Origin of the sequence: Paenibacillus aceti (assembly GCF_003614185.1) — a bacterium.
Lineage (GTDB): Bacteria > Bacillota > Bacilli > Paenibacillales > Paenibacillaceae > Fontibacillus > Fontibacillus aceti.
Genome location: NZ_KZ987724.1, coordinates 4,440,364 through 4,464,222 on the forward strand (window position 1 = coordinate 4,440,364; position 23,859 = coordinate 4,464,222).

General features: G+C 50.0%; 19 protein-coding genes and 1 pseudogene. 15 read left to right on the top strand and 5 right to left on the bottom strand.

From position 1 onward, the window contains the following. The first annotated feature begins 320 nt into the window (after positions 1–320). The 4 genes from BFJ94_RS20045 (at position 321) to BFJ94_RS20060 (ending at position 9,050) form a co-directional block, all read left to right on the top strand. A complete protein-coding gene (locus tag BFJ94_RS20045; RefSeq protein ID WP_240431919.1) occupies positions 321–2,858 on the top strand; it encodes a GH39 family glycosyl hydrolase in 2,538 nt (845 codons plus the stop codon). A 208-nt stretch (positions 2,859–3,066) separates the two neighbouring features. Further along, positions 3,067–4,329 carry an MFS transporter gene (locus BFJ94_RS20050; protein ID WP_120464225.1) on the top strand — a complete coding sequence of 421 codons (1,263 nt, stop codon included), beginning with the start codon at positions 3,067–3,069 and terminating at the stop codon, positions 4,327–4,329. 90 nt (positions 4,330–4,419) lie between these two features. Continuing rightward, positions 4,420–6,729: a beta-glucosidase family protein gene (locus BFJ94_RS20055; protein WP_229717130.1), complete on the top strand. Its 2,310-nt coding sequence runs from the start codon at positions 4,420–4,422 to the stop codon at positions 6,727–6,729. 56 nt (positions 6,730–6,785) lie between these two features. Then, a complete protein-coding gene (locus BFJ94_RS20060; RefSeq protein ID WP_120464227.1) occupies positions 6,786–9,050 on the top strand; it encodes a glycoside hydrolase family 3 protein in 2,265 nt (754 codons plus the stop codon). 232 nt (positions 9,051–9,282) lie between these two features. Here BFJ94_RS20060 and BFJ94_RS20065 read toward each other — a convergent pair whose 3' ends face one another. The 5 genes from BFJ94_RS20065 to BFJ94_RS20085 form a co-directional block, all read right to left on the bottom strand. Further along, entirely contained in the window at positions 9,283–10,017 is a 735-nt protein-coding gene (locus BFJ94_RS20065; protein ID WP_120464228.1) for an ABC transporter permease, read from the bottom strand. A gap of 1 nt (position 10,018) precedes the next feature. Further along, complete coding sequence (locus tag BFJ94_RS20070) at positions 10,019–10,735, bottom strand: ABC transporter permease (RefSeq protein ID WP_120464229.1); 717 nt, start codon at positions 10,733–10,735, stop codon at positions 10,019–10,021. Positions 10,736–10,738: 3 nt separating this feature from the next. Beyond that, entirely contained in the window at positions 10,739–11,647 is a 909-nt protein-coding gene (locus BFJ94_RS20075; RefSeq protein WP_120464230.1) for an ABC transporter ATP-binding protein, read from the bottom strand. A 99-nt stretch (positions 11,648–11,746) separates the two neighbouring features. Further along, positions 11,747–13,150, bottom strand: coding sequence for a sensor histidine kinase (locus tag BFJ94_RS20080; protein ID WP_120464231.1), 1,404 nt, complete (start codon positions 13,148–13,150; stop codon positions 11,747–11,749). Then, positions 13,147–13,830 carry a response regulator transcription factor gene (locus tag BFJ94_RS20085; RefSeq protein ID WP_120464232.1) on the bottom strand — a complete coding sequence of 228 codons (684 nt, stop codon included), beginning with the start codon at positions 13,828–13,830 and terminating at the stop codon, positions 13,147–13,149. The genes BFJ94_RS20080 and BFJ94_RS20085 overlap by 4 nt, the downstream gene beginning before the upstream one ends. 246 nt (positions 13,831–14,076) lie before the next feature. On the opposite strand from BFJ94_RS20085, the pseudogene BFJ94_RS20090 reads away from it, so the two are divergent. The 11 genes and pseudogenes from BFJ94_RS20090 to BFJ94_RS20140 form a co-directional block, all read left to right on the top strand. Continuing rightward, a pseudogene (locus tag BFJ94_RS20090) lies at positions 14,077–14,211 on the top strand (DUF438 domain-containing protein); the annotation flags it as partial. Positions 14,212–14,467: 256 nt separating this feature from the next. Continuing rightward, complete coding sequence (locus BFJ94_RS20095; RefSeq protein ID WP_120464233.1) at positions 14,468–15,418, top strand: ROK family glucokinase; 951 nt, start codon at positions 14,468–14,470, stop codon at positions 15,416–15,418. Positions 15,419–15,556: 138 nt separating this feature from the next. Then, the gene (gene rapZ / locus BFJ94_RS20100; protein WP_120464234.1) at positions 15,557–16,450 is read left to right on the top strand and encodes an RNase adapter RapZ; all 894 of its coding nucleotides are present in this window, start codon (positions 15,557–15,559) and stop codon (positions 16,448–16,450) included. 15 nt (positions 16,451–16,465) lie between these two features. Further along, complete coding sequence (gene mgfK / locus BFJ94_RS20105; protein WP_500690346.1) at positions 16,466–17,455, top strand: gluconeogenesis morphogenetic factor MgfK; 990 nt, start codon at positions 16,466–16,468, stop codon at positions 17,453–17,455. Between the two features lie 5 nt (positions 17,456–17,460). Continuing rightward, the gene (gene whiA, locus BFJ94_RS20110; protein ID WP_120464235.1) at positions 17,461–18,390 is read left to right on the top strand and encodes a DNA-binding protein WhiA; all 930 of its coding nucleotides are present in this window, start codon (positions 17,461–17,463) and stop codon (positions 18,388–18,390) included. A gap of 86 nt (positions 18,391–18,476) precedes the next feature. Next, a complete protein-coding gene (locus tag BFJ94_RS20115; RefSeq protein WP_120464236.1) occupies positions 18,477–18,746 on the top strand; it encodes an HPr family phosphocarrier protein in 270 nt (89 codons plus the stop codon). Between the two features lie 133 nt (positions 18,747–18,879). Beyond that, positions 18,880–19,629 carry an SIMPL domain-containing protein gene (locus tag BFJ94_RS20120; RefSeq protein ID WP_308424698.1) on the top strand — a complete coding sequence of 250 codons (750 nt, stop codon included), beginning with the start codon at positions 18,880–18,882 and terminating at the stop codon, positions 19,627–19,629. Between the two features lie 446 nt (positions 19,630–20,075). Further along, on the top strand, positions 20,076–21,044 hold the full coding sequence (locus BFJ94_RS20125) for an ABC transporter ATP-binding protein (RefSeq protein ID WP_120464238.1): 969 nt from the start codon (positions 20,076–20,078) through the stop codon (positions 21,042–21,044). Continuing rightward, entirely contained in the window at positions 21,041–21,889 is an 849-nt protein-coding gene (locus tag BFJ94_RS20130) for an ABC transporter permease (RefSeq protein WP_120464239.1), read from the top strand. The genes BFJ94_RS20125 and BFJ94_RS20130 overlap by 4 nt, the downstream gene beginning before the upstream one ends. Further along, positions 21,889–22,695 (top strand): ABC transporter permease, encoded by an 807-nt coding sequence (locus BFJ94_RS20135; protein WP_120464240.1) that lies wholly within the window; start codon positions 21,889–21,891, stop codon positions 22,693–22,695. The genes BFJ94_RS20130 and BFJ94_RS20135 overlap by 1 nt, the downstream gene beginning before the upstream one ends. A 47-nt stretch (positions 22,696–22,742) precedes the next feature. Continuing rightward, complete coding sequence (locus tag BFJ94_RS20140) at positions 22,743–23,783, top strand: polyamine ABC transporter substrate-binding protein (protein WP_188831481.1); 1,041 nt, start codon at positions 22,743–22,745, stop codon at positions 23,781–23,783. Positions 23,784–23,859: the final 76 nt, after the last annotated feature.

Here is a 23,859-nt window from a genome sequence, read left to right on the forward strand (position 1 = left end):
TAGAGATGTTGAACTAAATGAAAGAACAAGAACTAGGCAAGAGGGTGAAATGATTCTGGAGAAGCGGCAGCGTTCGCCTTTGTGAACGGGTTTCTACCTCTTAGGATTCTGGTAAATCATGAAATCTGTGAGCAACAGCGATCGGAAGAACATTTCACCCGGTTGCTTCTATGCTGTACAATCATTACTTGTAATTTAAAGATATAGAAATTCGGCGGCTCGTAGTAGTAAGTCTTGTCATGACTTGAAAATGACAGATGTCACATGATGATACGGATCGATACTTGTATCCCTGACTAGATCCCGAGGAGGAACCCAGAATGAAGATGAGGAAATCGATATACGAACTGGTGGAGACGACCGATGCTCTGCCCTTTGATGTCTCTCTCCATAGCGTGAATTATGTACCGAGCCATTGGCATAACAGTGTGGAGATCATCTTCGTTCTCCGGGGCAGCCTGGAGGTGACAGTTGGCCATAGGCAGCAGACCTTGTCAGAGGGCGATGTCAAGCTGATTAATTCCGGGCATGTGCATGAGGTGATCGGCTTCCATAACAACATCATCGCGACTTTTCTAATCCCCGATACCTTCATTAAAGGGAATATTAGAGGTGTGGAGCAGGCTTATTTTGAGTGTGATTCCAGTACGGCAGGCAAGGAGCTTCGCCCGGCTTTGGATCGGATTCGTCAGCTGCTAGCGGAGATGGTGCAGATGACTTATAAGCGGGGAGAGGTGTACGAGCTTGAGATGCGGATTCGTATGCTGAGCGTATTCTCGATTCTGATGCAGCGATTCCGGACAGAGGAGCCGGAGGGCGAAGGGGCGATCAAGGAGAAATACATGGATCGCATGCTGCGCATCATTAATTATATCGAAGAGCATTATCAAGAGCCGATTATGCTGCAGGAGATCGCGGAGCAGGAATTTTTGTCGGTGCCCTATTTATCGAAATTCTTCAGTGAGCAGATCGGCCTGAATTTCCAGTCCTTCGTCAGTGGGGTCCGGCTGAAAAATGCGGTAGATGACATGCTTAATCACATCGAGATGCCAATTAGCGAAATTGCTCTGAGGCACGGCTTCCCCAATTCAAAATCATTCTATACCGCGTTCAAAAACCTCTATCATATAACGCCGAACGAGTATCGCAGACAGTACAATCCGGTCATGGACAAGGCTAGTGAGAGAATATCGCAGGGCTATTTTGCCTTCAATAGAGCCAGTGCTTTGGGAATCATCAATCAGTATCTGCAGCGGAGTCAATCGGGTCAGGAGCTTCAGGTTGCGGGAACCAAGGTGATGACCCAGGCTATTGACTTGTCTAAAAAGGGGCGTCAGCTCCGCCATACCTGGAAGAACCTGATTACGATCGGTAAGGCGAAGGAAGGGCTGCATGAGGATGTGCAGAATCAGCTGAGCTATCTGCAGCAGCATTGTCCGTTTCGGGAGGTTCGCTTCCACGGCATATTTGATGACAGCATGATGGTCTACCGCGAGGAGGAGGGGCGTCCCTATTATAATTTTCGCTTTATAGACCAGCTCTTCGACTTCCTGCTATCGATCGGCCTGAAGCCGTTCATCGAGCTAGGGTTCATGCCTTCGGAGCTTGCGGCCGAGCAGGGTAAATCGGTATTCTATATTCCCAGCTATGTGAGCGGGCCGAGCTCTATGGAGCGTTGGTGTGAGCTGTTGGATCGCTTTCTGCGCCACTGCATGAATCGGTATGGTCGTGAAGAAGTGGAGGGCTGGAAGCTTGAATTCTGGAACGAGCCGGAGCTAGCGGTATTCTGGCCGGGCACGGTCGATGAATATAATGAGTTCTATCTCCAGTCCTATCGGGCGGTGAAGCGAGTCTCTGACAGATTGAAGATCGGCGCGCCAGGCCGGATTATTTCGACGGAGACCGCTGCGTATTTTCACAATTTCATAACCTTTTGCCGGGAGCATGGTTGCTTGCCTGATTTTCTACCGATTCATTTCTACCCGCATGAGGATTTGCTCGAGAATGATCATCGGAAGCTAGAGCATCTCTATAAGCTGAGTGACACGTCCTTCCGCGTGGTCATGGAGCAGTTCGTATCCATATCCCCGAATCCGGATATACTTAGGGACATGCTGGCTCAGGAGAAAAGAATGCTGAGGGAGCTGGGCGTCTCCCATCTCGGGCTATATTTGACAGAGTGGAATTCAACGGCATATCATCGTGAACTGACGAATGATACGCTCTATAAAGCGGCTTATATTACGAAGAATATAGCGGAGAATCTGGACAGCATTGAAGGATTCGGATACTGGGTGCTTAGTGACAATATCGAGGAGACGCCGGCGTCGGAGCAATTGTTCCACGGGGGACTTGGCTTGATGGCCCAGCATGGCATTCCCAAAGCGGCGATGACGGCGTATGAGCTTCTGGCAAAGCTCGGGGATCGGCTGCTCGCTCAAGGCGATAGTTATATCGTTACTACTGGTCGGGGCAGCTATCAGGTGCTGAGTTATAATTACTGCCACTTCGATGATTTGTATGCGCTCGGGGACAACTCCTTCATCAATGCGACGAATCGGTATAATGGATTTAAGGGGGAGAAGGTCGTTAAGCTGGAGCTGGATCTTCAAGGCATTCCTCCAGGAAAATATCGGATGGTGACCTATACAGTATCGCGTGAGCAGGGCAGCAGTTATGATGCATGGGTCAGGATGGGGGCGCCGGATGATGTAACAGAAGAGGATGTAGTCTATTTGACCGCTGCTTCACATCCTCGGAAGCATATCCGCGAGGTGGAAATCGAGAGCGGGCTGAGCTATATATCGCAGCTTGAGCCGCATACGGTGGAGTTGATGGTGTTAACAGCGCTGCTGTAATAGATAGAAGGACTTTAATGCCGAGTATCGAGTGCTGTGTCATTATTTAATGTCATTTCCGGTCTGGGATGAAGCGCTTGCATAAAAATCATTAAATAAGGCTATACAAGAGGCTAATATAGCGCCTGTCGCAGGACAGGCGTAATTTTATATTATTATATTATGAAAACGCTAACAAATAATTATTTATCTCAAGGGGGCCTCAATAATGACTGAGTCCAGAATAAAAGGGCAGGTCGTAACACCGTTAGGAAGATTAACATCCGGCATTATGCTCGGTTACGGATTAATGATGTTAGCTCTAATGACTCCGGCAGTGCTGCTGCTGACTTTTAAAATGATAGAGATTGATCCGCAAGGATACACTTCCTCTTACGGTCTTGTCGCGGGCGTCGGGGCTTTCTTCGCCTTGATCGGTAATCCGCTGGGTGGGGCGATTAGTGACCGGACGAATATCGCGTTTGGACGTCGGCGCACCTGGATTTTCATCGGGGCTGTGATCGGAAGTCTGGCCTTGCTATGGGTAGGTATGGCTACTCAGGTATGGCAGGTTGTTATCGGATGGTCGATTGCGCAGCTGTTCTTCAATTTTGCGATGGCGGCCTATACCGCGCTTATTCCTGACCAGGTTAAGCAGGAGAGACAGGGGACGATATCCGGCTTGGTCGGTCTGATCCTGCCGATTGCGATGGCCGTGGGGATGGTACTCATGATGCTCATGCCTAATGCATCCTCGATTACGAAGTGGACGATGTTAAGTATATTGGGAATCATAGGCCCGGTGCTAAGCTGCTTCTTGATCCGGGATGGAAAAGTCGAGATTGAGCGAGTTGCCAAAGAGAAAGTTCCGTTCGGTGAGAAGCTGAGTAGAATTTATCCGAGCCCGCGGAAATTTCCGCATTTCACTTGGGCGCTGATCTCGAAATTCCTGCTGATGATGGGCTATTGCAGTACCTTGTATTTGACGGTGATGCTCGTGAACCGTATGGGCTTTACAGAGACGCAAGCTACGAACAGCGTGGGCACCATTAATATTATTTCAATGCTGGCTATGGCGCTGACAAGCATCTTCGGCGGTGCCCTCTCCGATAAATACCGGAAGCAAAAGCCGTTCCTGTATGGCTCCGCTTTTATTATGATCATCGGGATTGTAATGTTCGCATTTATTCCGAATTACATCGCATTCGTGATCGCTGCGGCGATTATCGGCTTGGGTGCAGGCTGCTTCACGGCGGTGGATATGGCGCTTGTAGCTCGTATTCTGCCTCGCAAGGAGGATTCGGCCAAGGACTTCGGTTTGATGAACGTAGCCAATGCTCTGCCGCAATCGATCGTGCCGGCGATCGCTCCCGTCCTGCTGGCCATCGGCGGTTGGTCCTTCTTCTATATTGCGCTTGCTGTCTGCGTTGTGCTGAGTATGCTAGCAGTGAAGCCGTTGCCGGAGGTTGGACAGAAGGTTGAACAGAGGTAATCAGAAGTAATTCAGAACGTAATCAGGTAAATATACAGCCATGATTGGGTTCAAGAGTTCAAGATGAATACTGAAGGAGGCATGGTAATTATGACACAAACCTTGGACAGAAATATTAAAGCAATCATTTCACAGATGACGACTGAAGAGAAAGCAAGCCTATGCTCTGGATTAAATATGTGGCAGACCAAAGCGGTGGAGAGGGTCGGTATTCCTTCCATCGTGATGACAGATGGTCCGCATGGTCTTCGCAAGCAGGCAAATCCGGGCGATATGTCGAGCAAAAGTGTTCCGGCCACCTGCTTCCCTAGCGGCGCGGCTCTGGCCTCGTCCTGGGATCGTGATCTAATTCAAGAGGTCGGGCGTGCGCTCGGTGAGGAATGCCAGACGGAGGATGTTCAGATTATTCTCGGCCCGGCCGTCAATATTAAGCGTTCACCGCTATGCGGCCGCAGCTTCGAATATTTCTCGGAGGACCCGTTCCTCGCTTCGGAGATGGGAGCCCATCATGTAATGGGGGTGCAGGAGCAGGGCGTCGGCACTTCGGTGAAGCATTTTGCAGCGAATAATCAGGAGACGCTGCGCAATTCGATCAATACGATGGTGGATGAGCGCACACTGCATGAAATCTATCTGCGGGCCTTCGAGGGTCCGATTACCAAGGGTGATGCCTGGACCGTCATGTGCGCCTATAACCTCGTGAATGGAGAGTTCTGCTCCGAGAATGAATATCTGCTCACAGAGGTACTGAAGGAGAGATGGGGGCACAGCGGATTCGTCATGACCGATTGGGGCGCTATCAATGAGCGTGTCAAAGGTCTGCAAGCAGGGCTTGAACTGGAGATGCCCTATAGCGGGCCGGATCGCGATCAGATGATCGTTGACGCTGTGAAGTCGGGCGAGCTGGATGAGACTGTGCTCGATCAAGCGGTCGAACGGCTGCTGAACGTCATCTTCAGAACTTATGATGCGCGGAAGGAAGGCTTCACTTATGACAGACAGGAGCATCATGCTCTGGCCAGACGAACGGCCGCTGAATGCATGGTTCTGCTTAAGAACGCAGACCGCTTGCTGCCGCTTGATCCGAAGCAATCTGTGGCCGTGATCGGAGCCTTCGCTACGAACCCGCGTTATCAAGGCGGGGGTAGCTCGCATATCTCTCCGACCCAGATGGACGTGGCTCTGGATGCGATCCGTGAGGCGGCGCAAGGGGAGGTTGGCTATGCCCAGGGCTATCAGATGAAGGAAGACGTGGTGGACGAAGCTCTGATCGCTGAGGCGGTTCAACTCGCAGCTGGCAAAGATGCCGCGATTATATTCGCAGGGCTGCCGGACAGCTTCGAATCAGAGGGCTTCGACCGTACGCATCTCGATATGCCGAATTCCCATGGCGAATTGATTCGCAGGGTCGCCGAGGTTCAGCCGAATACAATCATTGTACTGTCGAATGGCGCGCCAGTAGTTATGCCTTGGCTGGGCTCCGTCAAAGCCGTCCTGGAAGGCTATTTGGCCGGGCAAGCCGGCGGGGGTGCGGTGGCAGACATTCTATTCGGCAAGGTGAATCCGAGCGGTAAGCTGGCGGAGACCTTCCCGGCTAGTCTGAAGCAGACTCCGGCCTACTTGAACTTCCCTGGTGGGATGAGTGAGGTGAACTACGCTGAGGGCCTATTCGTAGGGTATCGCTATTATGAGGCGAAGGAGGAACAGCCACTGTTCCCGTTCGGATATGGTCTTAGCTATACGAGCTTTGCTTATGAAAATATTAGCTTGAGTAAAGAAGTTATGAAGGACAGCGATATCATCGAGGTTCTCGTTACCGTGCGCAATACTGGAGATCGTGCAGGGAAGGAAATTGTACAGCTCTACGTACAGTCACTGGACAGCTCTGTCATAAGACCTGTGAAGGAGCTTAAGGGCTTCGAGAAGGTGGAATTGCAGGCGGGAGAATCTAAGGAGATTCGCTTTACGCTCGATAAACGCTCCTTCGCCTATTTTAATACGGATATCCATGACTGGTTCGCGGAGACAGGCTCGTATGATATCGTAGTAGGTTCTTCTTCGGCGGATACGCCGCTAAGAGCGACGATAAAAGTGATTTCAACGGCGATTCCGTTCCGGCAAGTGACTCGGAACACGAAATTCTATGAACTGCTGGCCATTCCTGAAACGGCTGAATTTGCAGCGAAGGCGATTGAGGACAGCGCTGAGAGTATTAAGCGTATGGGGGCGCTCTTCGCCGAGAGTATGGATGACGACGGCCTGCTCATGTTATTTGAAGAGGTATACAAATGGAAGAAGTATGATGGATTGCGCTCTCTGATCGGTTTCATGGGTAAAGGCATGACAGAGGCTGAATTCGCGGAGCTGCTCGATGATTTGAATCAGAAGCTGGGATTATAGACAGAGACTAGCGGCTATAAAATAAAGAACCATCCGGGTAGAAGGAGAGAACCGCTATGGGAGAATACAAAGAGAATATAGATCATATCAAGTATGTACAGAATCCGGGGGGACCAACGCTAGGCTATTCCGCCTCGTCAGGTGTACAGATACTGGAGCAGGATGGCCTGTTCTTCAAGGATCTGAGCAAGGATGGCAAGCTGGATAAATATGAGGATTGGAGATTGCCTGCGGAGGTGCGGGCTAAGGATCTGGCCTCAAAAATGGCCGTGGAGCAAATCGCTGGCTTGATGCTGTACAGCAGCCATCAGAATGTTCCTGCCGCGAGCGGCGGCTGGTTCGCAGGCACTTACCGGGGAAAGACCTATGAGGAGAGCGGAGCCAAGCCATGGGAAATGACCGATGAGCAGATGGCCTTCCTGGCCAAGGATCATCTGCGCCATATCCTCGTCGCTGCGGTAGAGAGTCCAGAGGTGGCGGCCCGTTGGAACAACGAGGTTCAGGCCTTTGTCGAGGGAGTCGGCCTGGGTATCCCGGCCAACAACAGCTCTGATCCGCGGCATGGCAGCGAGACGAGCTCCGAATTCAACGCTGGTTCCGGCGGCACCATCTCCATGTGGCCGGAGACGCTGGGGCTTGCGGCCACCTTCAATCCGGAGGTGGTGAAGCGGTTCGGTGAGGTGGCGTCCAAGGAGTACCGGGCGCTGGGCCTGACCACAGCCCTGTCACCGCAGATCGATATTGCGACAGATCCACGCTGGTTCCGCTTCAACGGTACATTTGGTGAAGATTCCAAGCTGGCGACGGACATGGCTCGCGCTTATGTAGATGGCTTCCAGAGCTCCGAGGGCGAGAGCGAGCTGGCTGACGGCTGGGGCTATGATAGCGTGAATGCGATGGTGAAGCATTGGCCTGGCGGCGGCTCCGGCGAGGCTGGCCGGGATGCGCATTTTGGCAGCGGCAAATATGCCGTTTATCCAGGTAATAATTTTGCTGAGCATTTACTGCCTTTCGTAGACGGAGCATTCAAGCTGGATGGCAAGACAGGGATGGCCTCGGCCGTGATGCCGTATTATACGATTTCAACGGATCAGGACCCCGTCTATCATGAGAATGTCGGCAATTCGTTCAGCCGTTATCTAGTTAAGGATCTGCTGCGCGATCAGTATGGATATGATGGCGTGGTGTGCACGGACTGGATGATTACCGCCGATGAGACGAGCCGGGATGAGTTCCTGAGTGGCAAGTCCTGGGGCGTTGAAGGTCTCACAGTGGCTGAACGTCATTATAAAGCGTTAATGGCCGGAGTGGATCAATTCGGCGGGAACAATGATAAAGAGCCGGTGCTGGAGGCTTATCGGATGGGAGTGGCCGAGCACGGCGAGGCTTATATGCGGGAGCGGTTCGAGCAATCGGCGGTGCGGTTATTGCTTAATATTTTTCGGCTCGGTCTATTCGAGAATCCGTATCTTGAACCGGCGCAGAGCTCGGCAACGGTCGGTCGACCGGAATTTATGCTGGCGGGCTATGATGCACAGCTGAAATCCGTCGTTATGCTCAAGAACAAGGACCAGGTGCTTCCGTTGCCTACCAAGAGCAAGGTGTATATTCCAAAGCGCTATATTCCAGCCAGCTTCGATTGGTTCGGTAATCCTGTAGCAGAGAAGCTGGAGGACCCGGTTAATCTCGATATTGTAAGTCGCTACTTTACGGTAACAGAGAATCCGGAGGAAGCGGACTTCGGGCTAGTATTTATCGAGGGCCCAACCTCTGGGATGAGCGGATATAGCCGTGAGGATGTGGAGCAAGGGGGGAACGGATATGTTCCGTTGAGTCTGCAATATCGCCCGTATACGGCGGAGTACGCCCGTGACACGAGTCTGGCAGGCGATGCGCGGGAGAGCGATGTATTGAACCGCTCCTATAAAGGCAAGACCGTAACCGCCAAGATTGAGGTGGATCTGGACCTGGTTCTGGAGACGAGGGAACGGATGAAAGGCAAGCCTGTCATCGTATCCATGCGTCTCTCTAACCCGGCCGTCGTTGCAGAATTCGAGCGTGAAGTCGATGCGATTCTCGTTAATTTCGGCCTGCTGGATCAAGCGATTATGGATATCTTGAGCGGGGCGGTCGAGCCTTCAGGCTTGCTGCCAATGCAGATGCCGGCCCATATGAAGACGGTGGAGGAGCAGCTTGAGGACGTGGCGCATGATATGGAATGTCATATAGACTCAGAGCAGCATACCTATGATTTCGCCTATGGCTTGAACTGGAGCGGTGTGATCCAGGATGAGCGGACGGAGAAATACGGTAAGCGGTAAGCGGTGGTAAGAAAAGCCTGCAGATTTGCAGTTTTCATAAAATAGCCTGTCGCCTCAGCTACTTTTACCGATACCATGAATACCATGGGCAAGTTGTCCCCAAATGTGCAACCCAAAAGACGCTTCCAGTTCCCACTTGTACCGTACAAGAAGGGTTCTGAAAGCGTCTTTGCTGTGTATAGCTATGCTTCAAGTCTCCAAGTAAATATCGTCCTCTGGAGCAAGCCTTCGCTTAAATTTCCTTACGTTGAAAATAGACGAGGCCAACGATCATGAAGATCATCAAGCTACCCAGCACGGTGATCATCAGATTCTCCATAGGGAGATTGAACGCGCCGAAGCTTCCTTGTCCCGTCGGCATCATAGCCAGCAGCGGCTGCGCCCATGGATAGAACGGGCCGTAGGTGGCTGAATTGATGATGAGCATATTCGGAATCGTCAGCGAGACGTTCAAGGCCAGCGGGGCAGCAAAGCTGGACCAGCCCAAGGAGACGCCAAGCTGCAAGGTCGCCAGCGGCAGGCAGGCAACCCATCCGCCGATCAGGCTGGCTACAAGGGTTCCCCATGGGATATCCCCCAATATGCCATGGAAAGCCCCGGCGATGATGAAGGCGCCCAGCATGAGCAGCTGACAGAAGGCCAGCAGCCCGGCTATGATCGATAGCTTGGCGAAGTAGACCGCTGTACGTGATACCGGCATCGAGAGAAGCTGCTTCCAGCCTCCGCTAGTATGTTCATAGCGGCAGATGAAGGAGGACAGCACTCCGGTAATGATCGGCATCAAGAGCAGGCCATGCAGCATCACCATGGCAGCGATCAACATCGGCCAGGCTACCGGGCCTGACGGCAGTTCGGCAAAAACGCCGATGAAACAGGCAAGGATGGGGCTACATATCAGAATGAGCCATAGACGAGATTTGGACATTTTGAGCTGTTCTGATGACAGTATATGAAGAAAGGTCCGCATCTTAATCCACATCCTTTCGATTGAAATGAACCAGACCGATCAGCATGATGATGATCCCTACGCCAATCCCAAAGCCAATGAACCAGAGCTGATGCTCGGAATGAAAGGCCATCAATGGCCAGTTCAACGGGAACCATTCCGATAATTGCATGAAGAATGGTGATACCAGGGAGATCAGTACGCCAAGGGATACAGGAAAGGTCTGGTTCTGGAACGACAGTGACAGCCATAATTGCAGAGACAATACGGGCAAGCTGGCCAAGAACGGGAAGTAACCCATCGTCAGCAGATCCTTCCAAGGCATTGCCGTGCCGAAGCCGAGCGACATCCCCAGGATGATTGTGCCGATAGACAGCACAATGCAGGATACGGCCAGCAGCAGTACACAGAGCGTGAACTTGGCGCTAAATACCGCGGTGCGCGAGATAGGCAGCGCGAGCAGCTGCTTCCATGAACTGAGCTGATGCTCCACATTGGCGATAAGCGAGCTGACTAGCGTGCAGCCCAGATATAATGAGATCGGAACGAATACGGAGGTTTCCTTGATCAAGCCATCCCATAGATTATCAGCATACTGTTTACCTACTAGGTAATCGAAGCGGAGTCCAAAGTTTAATGCCTCTATGCCTACGACACCGAGTGGGGCCAGGAAGATAAGAAGCCAAATTCCTTTGCCGCGAATTTTCAGGAAGTCAGCCGATAGCGAACGCAGCATCATGGCTTAGACCCCCTCCCCGATAACCTGCATGAAGATATCCTCGAGCGATTTCTTCTCTTGCTCTACCCGATAAATATCATGCCCATTCTCTACCAGACGTCTGACCAGCGTAGCGATTTTGGCATCCTGCATGTTCGGGAAGACCAGTGTATTCTCCTGCAGGCTGCCGGTAGAACCGAGATCGCGAGCGATCCAGAGAGCGGATTCCGGCTCTGAGACGACAAGCTTGATATGATGCACTGATTTCTGCTGGAGATTCGCGATTGTATCCTGGAACACCATCTGTCCTTCGCGAATAATGCCGACCGTTCCGGCCATTTGTTCGATCTCGCTAAGTAAATGGCTGGAGACAAGTACGGTGATACCGTACTGCTCAGGCATATTCTTGATCAGCTCACGGATCTCATGAATCCCTGATGGATCGAGGCCGTTGGTCGGCTCGTCCAATATGAGCAGCTCGGGATTACCGAGTAGGGAAGCGGCGATGCCTAGCCGCTGCCTCATACCGAGAGAATACCCTTTGACGGGACGGCGTGCCTCGGAGGTTAAGGAGACGATCTCCAGCACTTCATCGATCCGTGATTTAGGTACATTAAGAATGCGGCGCAGCGCCTCAAGATTGTCGACTGCGTTCAGATGTCCATAATAGGAAGGATATTCGACCAAGGAGCCAATTCGTTTCAGAATCGATAATTTATCTTTGCGCAGATCGCGTCCGAATATGGAGATCGAGCCGGAGGTCGGCTTGATCAGTCCGAGCAGCATACGGATCGTCGTTGTCTTGCCGGCACCGTTCGGCCCGAGGAATCCATAGATATCTCCTTGTTTAATTTCAAGGTTTAATTGATTAACTGCGGCACGACCGCGATATTTCTTCGTAAGTCCATTAGTTTGAATGATCATTTCACTCACGTTTACTCACCTCGGTCATTATATTACCGGAGCAAGTTTAAATGAAAGGGTGCCGAAGTTTAAGAATAGGTTAATTCTCAGATCTCATTCTTATACAGACTAACTAATACGACTCGCCGGGTAAATGTAAATCTTCGTTCCCTCAGACGACGAGTCAATCTCTAACATCAGCTTCATCTGCTTCATCATCAGATCGACGATGGTTAGTCCGAGACCAGCTCCCTTGGATGGGGTCGGGGCATCAAAGCCGGGACCGTGATCCGCGATTAGCAATGCTAACTGACCGTTTCTTAAGACCGTAGATATGCCGACATATTTACCCGAGCTGGCATAGCGGTGTAAATTCTGGAACAGGTTATCCAGCACTCTGCGGAAGGCCTGCTCGTCCACCTCCCAGATTAACGGCTCCTCCGGTAGCTCGATATCTACCTCCAGCTCTGACTTCTCCCAGATCGGATACCATGCCGCCGCACTAACCCGGACGATGCGCAGTACATCCTGTTGCTTGAGCGACATGGCGTAACGTCCGCTGGAGAGCAGATTGTAGGAGAGCAGGTGATCGATAAGATGATCCAGATCGTTCATCTTGGTCTTCATTAAACGCAAGGACTCATGCGCTTCTGACGATAGCGGCTCCTTCTCTAGGGTATAAATATGGCCTGAGAGCACTGTTAAAGGTGTGCGCAGATCATGGGAAAGATTATTGATCAGGTTCTTGCGTAGCTTCTCTTCTTCCTGCTCCCGCTGCTTGCCCAGCTCCAGCTTGTCGACCATGTGGTTGAACGCCTGCTCCAGACGGCCGATCTCATCGGCACGTCCCTGGGCGATGCGCACAGGCAATCCGTTCTTATTCGTCCGTGTCATCCCTGATTCCAGATTGAGCAGACGCTTGCGGATATTACGGAAGAACAGATAGGATAGCAGAATGAAGATCACCAGCATGCAGAACATGAAGAAGCCATAAAAGCTGGCATCGGGGCTGCTGCCACGGCGCAGGTATTCCCGGGAGATTCTAAGTACCATAAATCCTTCCCCGCCGGGTTCATCGGTTTTCTCACTAATGAAGGCAACCACGCCGAAAGTGTTGTTGTTCGAGGCGGTCTTCATATATGAAATAGCATCCTCCGTAGACCAGTTCGCGGGCAGATTAGCTTGCTTGGGGAGCTGCAGCCGTGTTCTCTCTTCACCATCTACCCAGAACAGGGATACTTCCGGATATTTTGCCTTGATCTCCTTGAGCTTGGCATCGATGGTCTCAGGCTGTGGCTGGTGGGCAAGCTCGCGGGCCTCGTTATGCCACATTTCCTCCAGATCAACTGAATTGTACAGCTGCGGCTGTTCAAGCTTCTTCTCCGGGAACAATAAATAGTTCACGCCCAAAGAGAGGAGTAGTCCAGTGGGGACAACCACTGGAATGAACAAAAAGGCAATGGCGATAATCAGCATATACCGTGATAAGAGGGAATTTCGGAATTTCGGCTTGTTCCAGTTAGTTTTCCTCATGCTCTCACCCGGTAGCCGATGCCACGGATGGTCTCAATGATCTCCGGCGATGCGGGATCACGCTCGATTTTCTCCCGTAAATGGCGGATGTGAACCATCAGGGTCTTATCTCCATCGAGGTAGGGCTCTCCCCAGACTCCTTCATATATTTGTTCCTTCGTCAGAATCTGACCGAGATGCTGCAGCAGGAACTGAAAAATATGAAATTGCTTGCCGGTCAGAAGGATCTCCTCTCCGGTATCCTGGTTCATGATGATGTTCTCTTTCTCATGGATCAGTAAATGGCGGATCTGTAGCGGGGTAGACGAGGGCGCACCACTACGGCGCAGCAGTACTTCGATCCGGGCTACCAATTCCTCTGGATGAAAAGGCTTGGTCAAATAATCATCGGCAAATTGCAGCCCCTGCAGCTTATCGTCGATAGAGGCCCGGGCCGATAGCATAAGTATCGGAATATGAGGATACTGTTTCTTCAGTCGTTGTCCCACGGTAAATCCATCCAGACCGGGCAGCATCACGTCCAGGATTACCAGATTACAGCCATTAGCGGCTTCAAGCGCACTGTCCCCATGGGTAAGCCAGGTTACCTCATAACCGCGGCTCTTCAGTTCGCTATGGATGAAGGCTCCGATTTCAGGATCGTCTTCTATATATAGTAGGTTTGCATTCGATAATGTCATGTTTAAAAATCCCTCCCGCATCTATTGTGGCAAAACAAGCTACAAAAATAAACATTCATCTTTCACAATTTAATTTTGTGATTCCAATCACAAGCCCTTTGTACCGCCTATGTTAACTTTTGTTTGAGAACGTTCCTCATTGAAAGTGAAAAGCTGGGTGATGATGGACAGAAGCCTTCAAGAACAGGGGCTATAGCATAGAAGAATAACATTAGATGAAAGTTTAATACAAGCTGGAGGGGAATGCTCAAGGATAAATTCGTGTTGATTCGTTATTTTGCAGTCAGGAACGAGGAGGGAGTCTATATGGGGACGTTAGAATTTACCCAGAATATAGCTCCTATTCAAGACATTATGGGTCAGAAACGGATGATGTCTTAATTCATTAGCTATTCCATATCAAGAGCCGTTTTATCGTGTTCCTTAAGTGCGAACCGTAAGGCGGCTATTCTTTTTTCATAGGATGTGAATTGAATCACTTCGGCTAAAAGCCTTGTCCTTATCGCCTTTTACCAGGCTTGGTTCTCTTGACCGAAAAGGAGGGTTCGCTTATAGTTGGTACGTAGGTATATCTTCACAAAAGTCATAATTTAAATTATTCTTGAGGAACATTATAGAGGAAAAGGTGGCTTGTATCATGTCTGAAAAAATCTACATTGGCGTAGACCTGGGCGGAACGGCGATTAAAGTCGGAATTTGTAATGAAGAAGGGCAACTTCTGCATACGTATGAGGGACCGACTGAAGTGGATAAAGGCCCGGAGACGATTGTAGATAATATCGAGCGTTATGTTCGTCTGGTTGTAGAGCAATCTCCATTCAATTGGGAACAGGTAGCGGGGGTTGGTGCGGGTGTAGCCGGCTTTACCAATGTACGCGAAGGCATCATTATTTTTGCGCCGAATGTAGGTTTGAGAGACTTCCATATTCGCCAAATCTTAGAGGAGCGTCTGGACAAGCCTGTTAAGATAGATAACGATGCCAACGTGGCGGCTCTCGGTGAAGCATGGGGCGGCGCGGGCAAAGGAATTGAGAACTGCGTATGCTATACACTGGGCACAGGCGTCGGCGGCGGCATTATTATCGATGGGAAAATATATCAAGGCTTCTCCGGCTTGGCAGGAGAACTGGGTCATATGTCGGTTGTACCGGACTTGGAAGCGATTCAGTGTGGCTGCGGTAAGATCGGCTGTCTGGAGACGGTCTCTTCGGCGACGGGTATTATACGCATGGCGAAGGATGCGGTAGCCCGCGGCGACCGTACAGAGTTGGCCCTGGTCGAGGATATTACCGCCAAGGATGTATTTGATGCTGCTAAGGTTGGAGACGAGGTGGCTCTGCGTATTGTGAACCGCGCGGCCTTCTATCTGGGCAAGTCGCTCGCAGCTGTGGCTGTCGTGCTGAATCCTGAAGTATTCATTATCGGCGGCGGCGTATCTAAGGCGGGGGATATCCTGTTCAATGAGGTTCGCAGCGTATTTGAGAAGCTTACGCCGGAGCCAGTGCAGGCTGGACTTAGAATCGAGCCTGCTACACTAGGGAATGATGCAGGTATGGTCGGCGCAGCCGGTCTATTTCTCCGTTCATAATTAAATAGGGGAAACATACTTCTATCAGTTGCATAAAATAGCATAAGCAGCTGAGTTTCATATAGAGCAAACCGTACTTTTCTATAGCGTATCATAATAATAGAAAAAGGGACTGGAGAATAGCGAGGAGGGAATTTAATGTCGGATATAGAAGGAGCTTCCGTTGCCAATCTTGTAATCATAACGGGTATGTCGGGGGCAGGAAAGTCACTTGCAGTCCGCAGTCTGGAGGATTTAGGATTCTTCTGTGTGGATAATTTACCTCCGGTACTGATTCCCAAATTTGCCGAATTAATCGAACAATCCAAAGGCAAAATCGCTAAGGTTGCGCTGGTGATTGATTTGCGCGGCCGGGAATTTTTCACAGCCCTGTCGGAGTCGCTTGCATACATTAAAGAGCATTTTACAATGAACAGTGAAATCCTGTTCCTGGATGCAACGGATTCGGTGCTTGTACAGAGGTATAAGGAGAGCCGACGTCGTCATCCGCTCGCGCCGGAAGGGATGCCGCTGGACGGTATCCGACTGGAGCGCAGAATGCTTGATGAATTGAAGGCCTCGGCAACTCAGGTGATCGATACCAGCAACATGAAGCCAGCTCAATTGAAGGAGAAGATCATCTCCCGATTCTCGCATTCGGAGGGTGGCTGTTTATCCGTGAACGTCACTTCCTTCGGATTCAAATACGGGATTCCGATTGACGCTGATCTGGTGTTTGATGTCCGCTTCCTGCCTAATCCTCATTACATTGAACAGCTTCGTCCACACACGGGACAAGACGATGATGTATATGAATATGTTATGAAGTGGCCGGAGACGCAGGCCTTCCTGGCGAAACTGTTAGACCTGCTGCATTTCTTGCTGCCTCAGTATCGAAAAGAGGGTAAGAGCCAGGTGATCATCGGGATTGGCTGTACCGGGGGTAAGCATCGCTCCGTTGCGGTAGCTGAATATTTAGGCCGCATGCTCGGTGCGAGTGAAACAGAAACGGTTCGTGTCAGCCACCGTGATGCAGGTAGGGACCGACAGTAAGAGGTGAGTCAATTAGTGGCCAATCGGACGAAAGAAGGAAGAATTCCACGAATTGTGGTGATGGGCGGGGGGACCGGCCTATCTGTCATGCTTCGCGGATTGAAGCATAAACCTATTGATATTACTGCGATTGTTACGGTTGCCGATGACGGGGGCAGCTCCGGGATTCTCCGTAGCGAGCTGCATATGCCCCCGCCAGGCGATATTCGAAATGTATTAACCGCGCTCGCGGATGTTGAACCGCTGTTGTCCGATATGCTGAATTATCGATTCTCATCGGGATCAGGACTTGCGGGGCATAGTTTGGGGAATCTTATCCTTGCAGCCATTACAGACATCTCTGGAGATTTCGTCACGGCCGTGCGTGAGCTTAGCCGCGTCTTTGCTGTACGCGGTCGGGTGCTCCCCGCTGCGGATCAAGCGGTTGTACTGCATGCGGAGATGGAGGACGGCTCGATCGTCACCGGAGAATCGAAGATTCCCGAGGCTGGCGGCCGGATCAAGCGGATCTTCCTTGAACCAGAGGTCGTCGAGCCATTGCCAGAGGCGGTGGAGGCGATTCTGGAGGCCGATGCGATATTAATCGGTCCAGGTAGCCTATATACGAGCATTATTCCGAATTTGCTCGTACCCAAGCTGGCCGAGGCGGTGCTGGAGAACGACAATGCGATCAAGATCTTCGTCTGTAATGTAATGACCCAGCCAGGCGAGACGGATGACTATACAGTAAGTGATCATCTGAAGGCGATTTATGAGCATGTCGGGCATCATCTGTTCGATTATGTTATCGTGAACGATGGTGAGATTCCAACTCAGGTGCAGGATTACTACGCCGAGAAGGGCGCCAAGCCGGTTCAGATCGATTGGGATGTGGTGACGAGTCGAGGTTATAAGGTGATTGCTGATACTTTGGTGATGTTCCGTAGATACTTGCGTCATGATGCGGATAAGCTAAGCCATCATATATATCAGCTTGTACAGGACTGGATTATACGAAAGAGGTGAGTTCCTTGTCGTTTGCGGCGCAAACCAAAAAAGAATTAACCTTGGTCGAGGCGGAACCCTGCTGTGAGAAGGCTGAATTATCCGCCCTGATTCGGATGAACGGTTCGGTTCAAGTTTCGAATAAGAAGGTAGTTTTGGACATATCCACGGAGAACGCTGCGATTGCCAGGCGAATATATTCTTTGTTGAAGAAGCATTTCCAGATCCATACGGAATTGCTCGTTCGCAAGAAGATGCGGTTGAAGAAGAATAATGTATATATCGTGCGTATTCCGGTTCGAGTGGAAGAGATTCTGAGAGAGCTGCGTATCGTGTCAGAAGGCTTTATTTTTACAGAGGGGATTAATAAGGAGCTTACCCGGAAAAACTGTTGTAAGAGAGCTTATCTGCGCGGTGCCTTCATGGCTGGGGGATCGGTGAATAATCCGGAAGGTTCCTCTTACCATCTGGAGATCTCCTCGATGTATGAGGAGCACTGTCAGGCTCTTGTCGAGTTGGCGAATGAATTCCACCTGAATGCTCGCTGCATCGAGCGCAAGAAGGGCTTCATCTTCTACATTAAGGAAGGCGAGAAAATTATCGAATTGCTGAATATTATCGGTGCGCATCAGGCGTTGTTCAAATTCGAGGATGTGCGGATTATGCGGGATATGCGTAATTCGGTGAACCGGATCGTCAATTGCGAGACGGCGAATCTGAACAAGACGATCGGTGCGGCGGTGAGGCAGATCGATAATATCAAGCTGCTGGAGCGGGAGATCGGCCTGGAGAACTTGCCGGACAAGCTTCGCGAGGTGGCTGAGGTGCGGTTGGCGCATCCGGACATGAATCTGAAGGAAGTCGGCGAGCTACTGAAAGGAACGGTTAGCAAATCAGGCGTGAACCACCGTCTGCGTAAGATTGATGAGATGGCGGAAAAAATTCGGGGTAGCTAATTTGTTTGCTAGTGTGCCACTGGTCTGTATGCTATAATAATATAATAAAAACTGTTGATTGATAATGTAATAGGGGGGTATAGGTTATGGTAAAAAACCCAGTTGTCGTTAAGTTGAAGACGGGTCTCCACGCACGCCCAGCGGCGTTGTTCGTTCAGGAAGCGAATAAATATTCTTCGGAAATTTTCGTTGAGAAAGACGATAAAAAAGTGAATGCTAAGAGTATCATGGGCATTATGAGCCTCGCAATCAGTACCGGTACGGAAATTTACATCAGTGCTGAAGGTGCGGATGCCGAGCAGGCTGCAAACGCTTTAATCAACTTAGTGAGCAAAGAAGAATTGGAGAACCAATAATCTGATATTGTTCCTGAAGAAAGACCTCTGTTCTGTATAATGACGGAGGTCTTTTTTATTTTGTGCGTATACTGCAACATTTCTCTATAAACTTCGTTTAGTAGTTAGAATTTAACCAATACTGGAGGGGTCTATGATGAGGAAATGGTTGAAGCCTGTTGGAGTAATGATGCTTACGGGAACGCTGCTACTGGGGGGGCCGGTATTCGGCGGAGTCTTCCAGGCAACACCAGCTTATGCGGACGAGGTGCAGAAGAATGTGATTAGTGTAGTCGGCAATGGAGAGATCACGGTGAAGCCGGATATCGCTTATCTCTCGATCGGTGTAGAGACCCAGGCTAAGACAGCCAAGGAAGCGCAGAGTGCAAATGCTGCGAAATTCTCTCAAATCAGCAAGCTGCTCAAGGATACATGGAAGATCGATAGCAAGGATCTGAAGACCGGACAGTTCTATGTGCAGCCGAATTATACCTATAATGAAAAAGAGGGACAGAAGCTGACTGGCTATACAGCGACGCATACGTTGAATGTTACTTATCGTGACCTGGAGAAAGTGGGCACCTTGATCGATGCTGTGACGGAAGCCGGGGCGAACCGCATCGACAATATTCGCTTCAGTGTGGAGAATGGGGACCAATATTTAGCAGAAGTGATTCAAAAGGCGATGAACAATGCCAATGTTAAGGCTAGTGCGATTGCCAAAGCCGCGAATCGTCAGCTTGGGGCAGCGCTGAACATTTCTCAATCGGGCGGCAACGTTTCGTTGTACTCAGAGAACTACGCGATGAAGACGATGGCGGTGGCTGCGGATAGCGGAACTTCGGTTGAGCCTGGCGAGATTACGGTGTCCACATCCCTAAGCATCACCTACGAAATGAAGTAATAGAGGTTATAGCTGACTGAATAGTTTATCAATTTGACCGGGGGTACGCGGCGAAGCAGCGCTTGCGTACTCCTTTTTTATTTTGTCCATCGCTGACGCTTATTTTTTGCAGGGACAGGGGATATTATTAACAAACCAACTGGCCGTATCCAATTTGCGTATAAAGTGGAGATATTATTTGTCGATTCGGATAATTATTCGACGAATTGCAGCACAGGGACTTAGAAAAGTGTTGTAACTGTCGCTAAAAAAAGGTATAGTGTATATTGCAAAAATGAATCAATTGACCTGTAAAAGCCATACCAATGGATATGGCTTTTTTTTCTTAAAGAGGCGGTTCAGAAAATCCTTTTTGTGATCATGAGGCGATTCCGGGAGACCTTCTGAACTTTCATTTGAAGAGGACTTTGAGACATTCGATTACTTCAGAAGGAGTTGATGCATACATGATTGAACTGGCTGGGGTTGAAAAGCACTTTGCAGGACAAGTTGTAGTGCATCCGCTATCGCTCACTATTAAGGAAGGGGAATTCCTGACCTTATTGGGTCCGAGCGGCTGTGGCAAGACGACAATTCTGCGCATGCTCGCGGGGTTTGAACAACCTACCAGCGGCAGAATATTACTCGATGGTGCTGATCTGACGAAGCTGCCGCCGAATCGCCGAGATTTGAATCTCGTCTTTCAACATTATGCTCTATTCCCACATATGACGGTGGAGGATAATATTGATTTTGGTCTGAAAATGAAGAAGCTGCCGACGAAAGAACGGCGTGAGCGTATAGAAGAAGCGGTGGCAATGACACAATTGACGCCGCTTATGAAACGTTATCCGCATCAATTATCAGGCGGACAGCAGCAGCGTGTTGCGATCGCCCGCGCGATTGCCAATAAGCCCAAGGTGCTGCTCTTGGATGAGCCGTTGGGGGCGCTGGATCTACAGCTGCGTAAGAATTTGCAGTCTGAATTGAAGCATCTGCAGCGAAGTCTGGGCATTACGTTCGTATATGTAACGCATGATCAGGATGAGGCGATGATGATGTCCGACCGGATCGTGATTATGAACAACGGGCAGGTCGAGCAAATCGGCAGCCCGCGTGAGGTGTATTCCAAACCGACGACGCTCTTCGCAGCTACCTTCATCGGTGAGAATAACATCTTCTCGGAGGAAGGCCGCCTGTTCGCGGTAAGACCTGAGAAGCTTCACGGTATCCGTGATCTCGATGCAGCGAGACGTACGGGTCAGATTATCGATGTTCAGTATCTAGGGAGTATCCATAAGGTCATCGTCCAGCTGGACGAGGAGCCGATGACGGTGTCGATTGTACTCGATTCTTCAGACAATCATATCTGGCAGGTGGGAGAGAGAATCGGAGTTCATTGGGATACCCGGGACGAGGTGAATATCGGGTCATGAGGAAGTCGAACCTAAGCCTCTTGCCGGTATTTTTATGGCTGTTTCTGTTCCTGCTTCTACCGATGCTTATGGTTGTGGGCATTTCCTTTATGGACCGCGATGAGCTCGGGAATGTGGTATACCATTTCAATCTGGACTCTTATGCGACGTTTTTTGATCCTTTATATTTAGGTATCTATTGGGATACGATCGTATTATCGGTGCTGACTACAGCCATTTGTCTGTTGCTCAGCTATCCGCTTGCGTACTATATAGCCAATGCAAGTCCGAGAATGCAGACCTGGGGGCTCGTAATGATCACGATTCCGTTCTGGATCAATTTCCTGATCCGCACGTATGCCTGGGTACTGTTGCTAAGAACGCAGGGTGTCGTCAATTCACTGCTGATCAACTGGGGTTTGATTCAGGAGCCACTGCAAATGCTATATACAAAAGGGGCCGTACTGTTAGGGATGGTATATACCTTCGTCCCGTTCATGGTGCTGCCAATTTATGTGGCGCTGGAGCAGATGGATAAGAAGCTGCTGGAGGCAGCGAGTGACCTCGGGGCGACTCCATGGAGATCGTTCTGGCATATCACTCTACCGCAGACCAAATCGGGGATCATGACTGGCGCGGTGCTTGTCTATGTATCCACGACCGGGATGTTCGTCGTGACGGATATTCTCGGCGGAGCCAAGTCGGCGATGATCAGTAACATTATCCAGAGTCAATTCCTGGGGGCGCGGAACTGGCCGTTCGGGTCGGCCCTATCCGTGATCTTCGTGATTACTTCACTGATTATGATCGCTCTGTTCAATAGGGCGATGACATCAAGACATTTGAAAGTGAAGGAGGGGCGCTAATGAAGAGCAAGAATCATCCGCTTCTCGGTATTCACTCTTTATTGATGATGATCTTTATATACATCCCGATTATCATCATCATTGTATACTCGTTCAATAGCTCTCGTCTGGCAGCAGATTGGAGTGGCTTTACCTTTGACTGGTATCTGTCGCTCTTTGAGAACTCCTATGTGATGGAGGCGTTAACGAACACGCTGATTGTAGCGGTTGTGTCGACTGTGGTATCTACCCTGTTAGGTACGATGTCCGCTCTGGCGATGCGCAAGACAACCAAGAAAATAAAGGCAGGGATGGGCGGTTTATTATACTTGCCAATCATTATTCCTGATATTATTATGGGTTTGTCGTTACTCATGCTGTTCTCGCAGTTCCATATTCCGCTCGGAAGATTGACGATCATCATCGCGCATATTACTTTTAGCATTTCCTATGTGCATGTCGTCGTCTCGACGCGGCTTACAGGAATGAAGGACGGTCTGGAAGAGGCAGCTCAGGATTTGGGGGCGGGAGCTTGGCAGACATTCCGCTTCGTGACGATGCCGCAGATTCTGCCGGGGATTATTTCCGGAGCGATCATTGCGTTTACGATGTCCCTGGATGATTTCATGGTCAGCTTTTTCGTGAGTGGCCCAAATTCGACAACTTTGCCGATTTATATCTACGGCCAGGTGAAACGGGGTATTTCCCCGGAAATTAACGCATTGTGTACGATATTGATCATTGTTAGCGTAACGCTGATTTTACTGGCGCAATTTATCCTCAATAAGGGTAAAGGGCAAAAGAAGCAATCTGTACTTCCCTTCTAAATACAATAAAGTTTCATGAAAGAGAGGAGATAAAGGAATTGAAAAGAATGAAGTGGGCTGGCTTGTTGCTGGCGGTAATGATGGTGGTTGGCTTGCTATCCGGTTGCGGAGGATCGTCCAAGGAGACGCTGAACATTTACAGCTGGGCTGACAACTTTGATATGGACGTCATTAAGGACTTTGAGAAGCAATACAATGTCAAGGTGAAGTATGATGTGTTCGCGAACAACGAGGACCTTCTGGCCAAGATTAAGGCAGGGGGTAATGGGTATGATCTGATTCAGCCATCCGATTATATGGTGGAGATGATGATTAAGCAGGACCTGCTTGCTCCGCTGGACATGAACAACATTCCGAACTTTGAGAATATTGCCGATGTCTATAAGAATCCTACGTTCGATCCTGGGAATAAATATTCCATTGTCTACATGTCAGGGGTAACCGGGATTGCTTACAACAAGAAGTATGTCAAGGATGAGATTGATAGCTGGGAGGATCTCTGGAACCCTGCGTATAAGGGCAAGGTCATCTTGCTTGATGATAACCGCGAGGTGATCGGCATGGCGCTGAAGAAGGCGGGACACTCCAATAGCTCTAAGGACGAGGGAGAAATCACCGCAGCCGTTAACGATCTGAAGACTTTACTGCCAAGCGTGCTCGCTTTTGATACAGATAATATTAAGCAGAAGATGATTCAGGAAGAGGGCTGGATCGCCACCGTATGGTCCGGGGACGCTTCCTTCATCGCCAAGGATAATCCCGATATCGGCTTCGTGATTCCGAAGGAAGGCAGCACGATCTTCGCGGATAATTATGCAATTCCTAAGAATGCAAATCATAAGGAGCTAGCTGAGAAGTTCATCAACTTTATGCTTGAGCCTGAGGTTAGTGCGAAGAACTATGAGTCGATCGGCTATAGCGATCCTAACACGAAATCGGCTCCGTTCCACAGTGCGGAATATAACGCTGATAAAATGATCAATCTGACCGATGAAGAAATGTCGCGTACAGAATGGCTGAGCGATATAGGATCGCAAGTGAGCCTGTACGACCGTTTCTGGACTGAACTGAAGAGTGGTCGGGAATAGATCCGTTGAATAGAGTTTAAGAAAAGAAGGCCTTCCCTTAAGTAGTTTGTCTACTGAGGGAGGCCTTTTGTTTGTG

Coding starts and splice junctions, on each gene's coding strand:
- BFJ94_RS20125 (WP_120464238.1), top strand. CDS start 20,076: ATGATTGAACTGGCTGGGGTTGAAAAGCACTTTGCAGGACAAGTTGTA.
- BFJ94_RS20140 (WP_188831481.1), top strand. CDS start 22,743: ATGAAGTGGGCTGGCTTGTTGCTGGCGGTAATGATGGTGGTTGGCTTG.
- BFJ94_RS20085 (WP_120464232.1), bottom strand. CDS start 13,830: ATGACATTATCGAATGCAAACCTACTATATATAGAAGACGATCCTGAA.
- rapZ (WP_120464234.1), top strand. CDS start 15,557: ATGTCGGATATAGAAGGAGCTTCCGTTGCCAATCTTGTAATCATAACG.
- BFJ94_RS20120 (WP_308424698.1), top strand. CDS start 18,880: ATGATGAGGAAATGGTTGAAGCCTGTTGGAGTAATGATGCTTACGGGA.
- BFJ94_RS20115 (WP_120464236.1), top strand. CDS start 18,477: ATGGTAAAAAACCCAGTTGTCGTTAAGTTGAAGACGGGTCTCCACGCA.
- BFJ94_RS20045 (WP_240431919.1), top strand. CDS start 321: ATGAAGATGAGGAAATCGATATACGAACTGGTGGAGACGACCGATGCT.
- BFJ94_RS20130 (WP_120464239.1), top strand. CDS start 21,041: ATGAGGAAGTCGAACCTAAGCCTCTTGCCGGTATTTTTATGGCTGTTT.
- BFJ94_RS20080 (WP_120464231.1), bottom strand. CDS start 13,150: ATGAGGAAAACTAACTGGAACAAGCCGAAATTCCGAAATTCCCTCTTA.
- BFJ94_RS20065 (WP_120464228.1), bottom strand. CDS start 10,017: ATGCGGACCTTTCTTCATATACTGTCATCAGAACAGCTCAAAATGTCC.
- BFJ94_RS20060 (WP_120464227.1), top strand. CDS start 6,786: ATGGGAGAATACAAAGAGAATATAGATCATATCAAGTATGTACAGAAT.
- BFJ94_RS20050 (WP_120464225.1), top strand. CDS start 3,067: ATGACTGAGTCCAGAATAAAAGGGCAGGTCGTAACACCGTTAGGAAGA.
- BFJ94_RS20070 (WP_120464229.1), bottom strand. CDS start 10,735: ATGATGCTGCGTTCGCTATCGGCTGACTTCCTGAAAATTCGCGGCAAA.
- BFJ94_RS20055 (WP_229717130.1), top strand. CDS start 4,420: ATGACACAAACCTTGGACAGAAATATTAAAGCAATCATTTCACAGATG.
- BFJ94_RS20095 (WP_120464233.1), top strand. CDS start 14,468: ATGTCTGAAAAAATCTACATTGGCGTAGACCTGGGCGGAACGGCGATT.
- BFJ94_RS20135 (WP_120464240.1), top strand. CDS start 21,889: ATGAAGAGCAAGAATCATCCGCTTCTCGGTATTCACTCTTTATTGATG.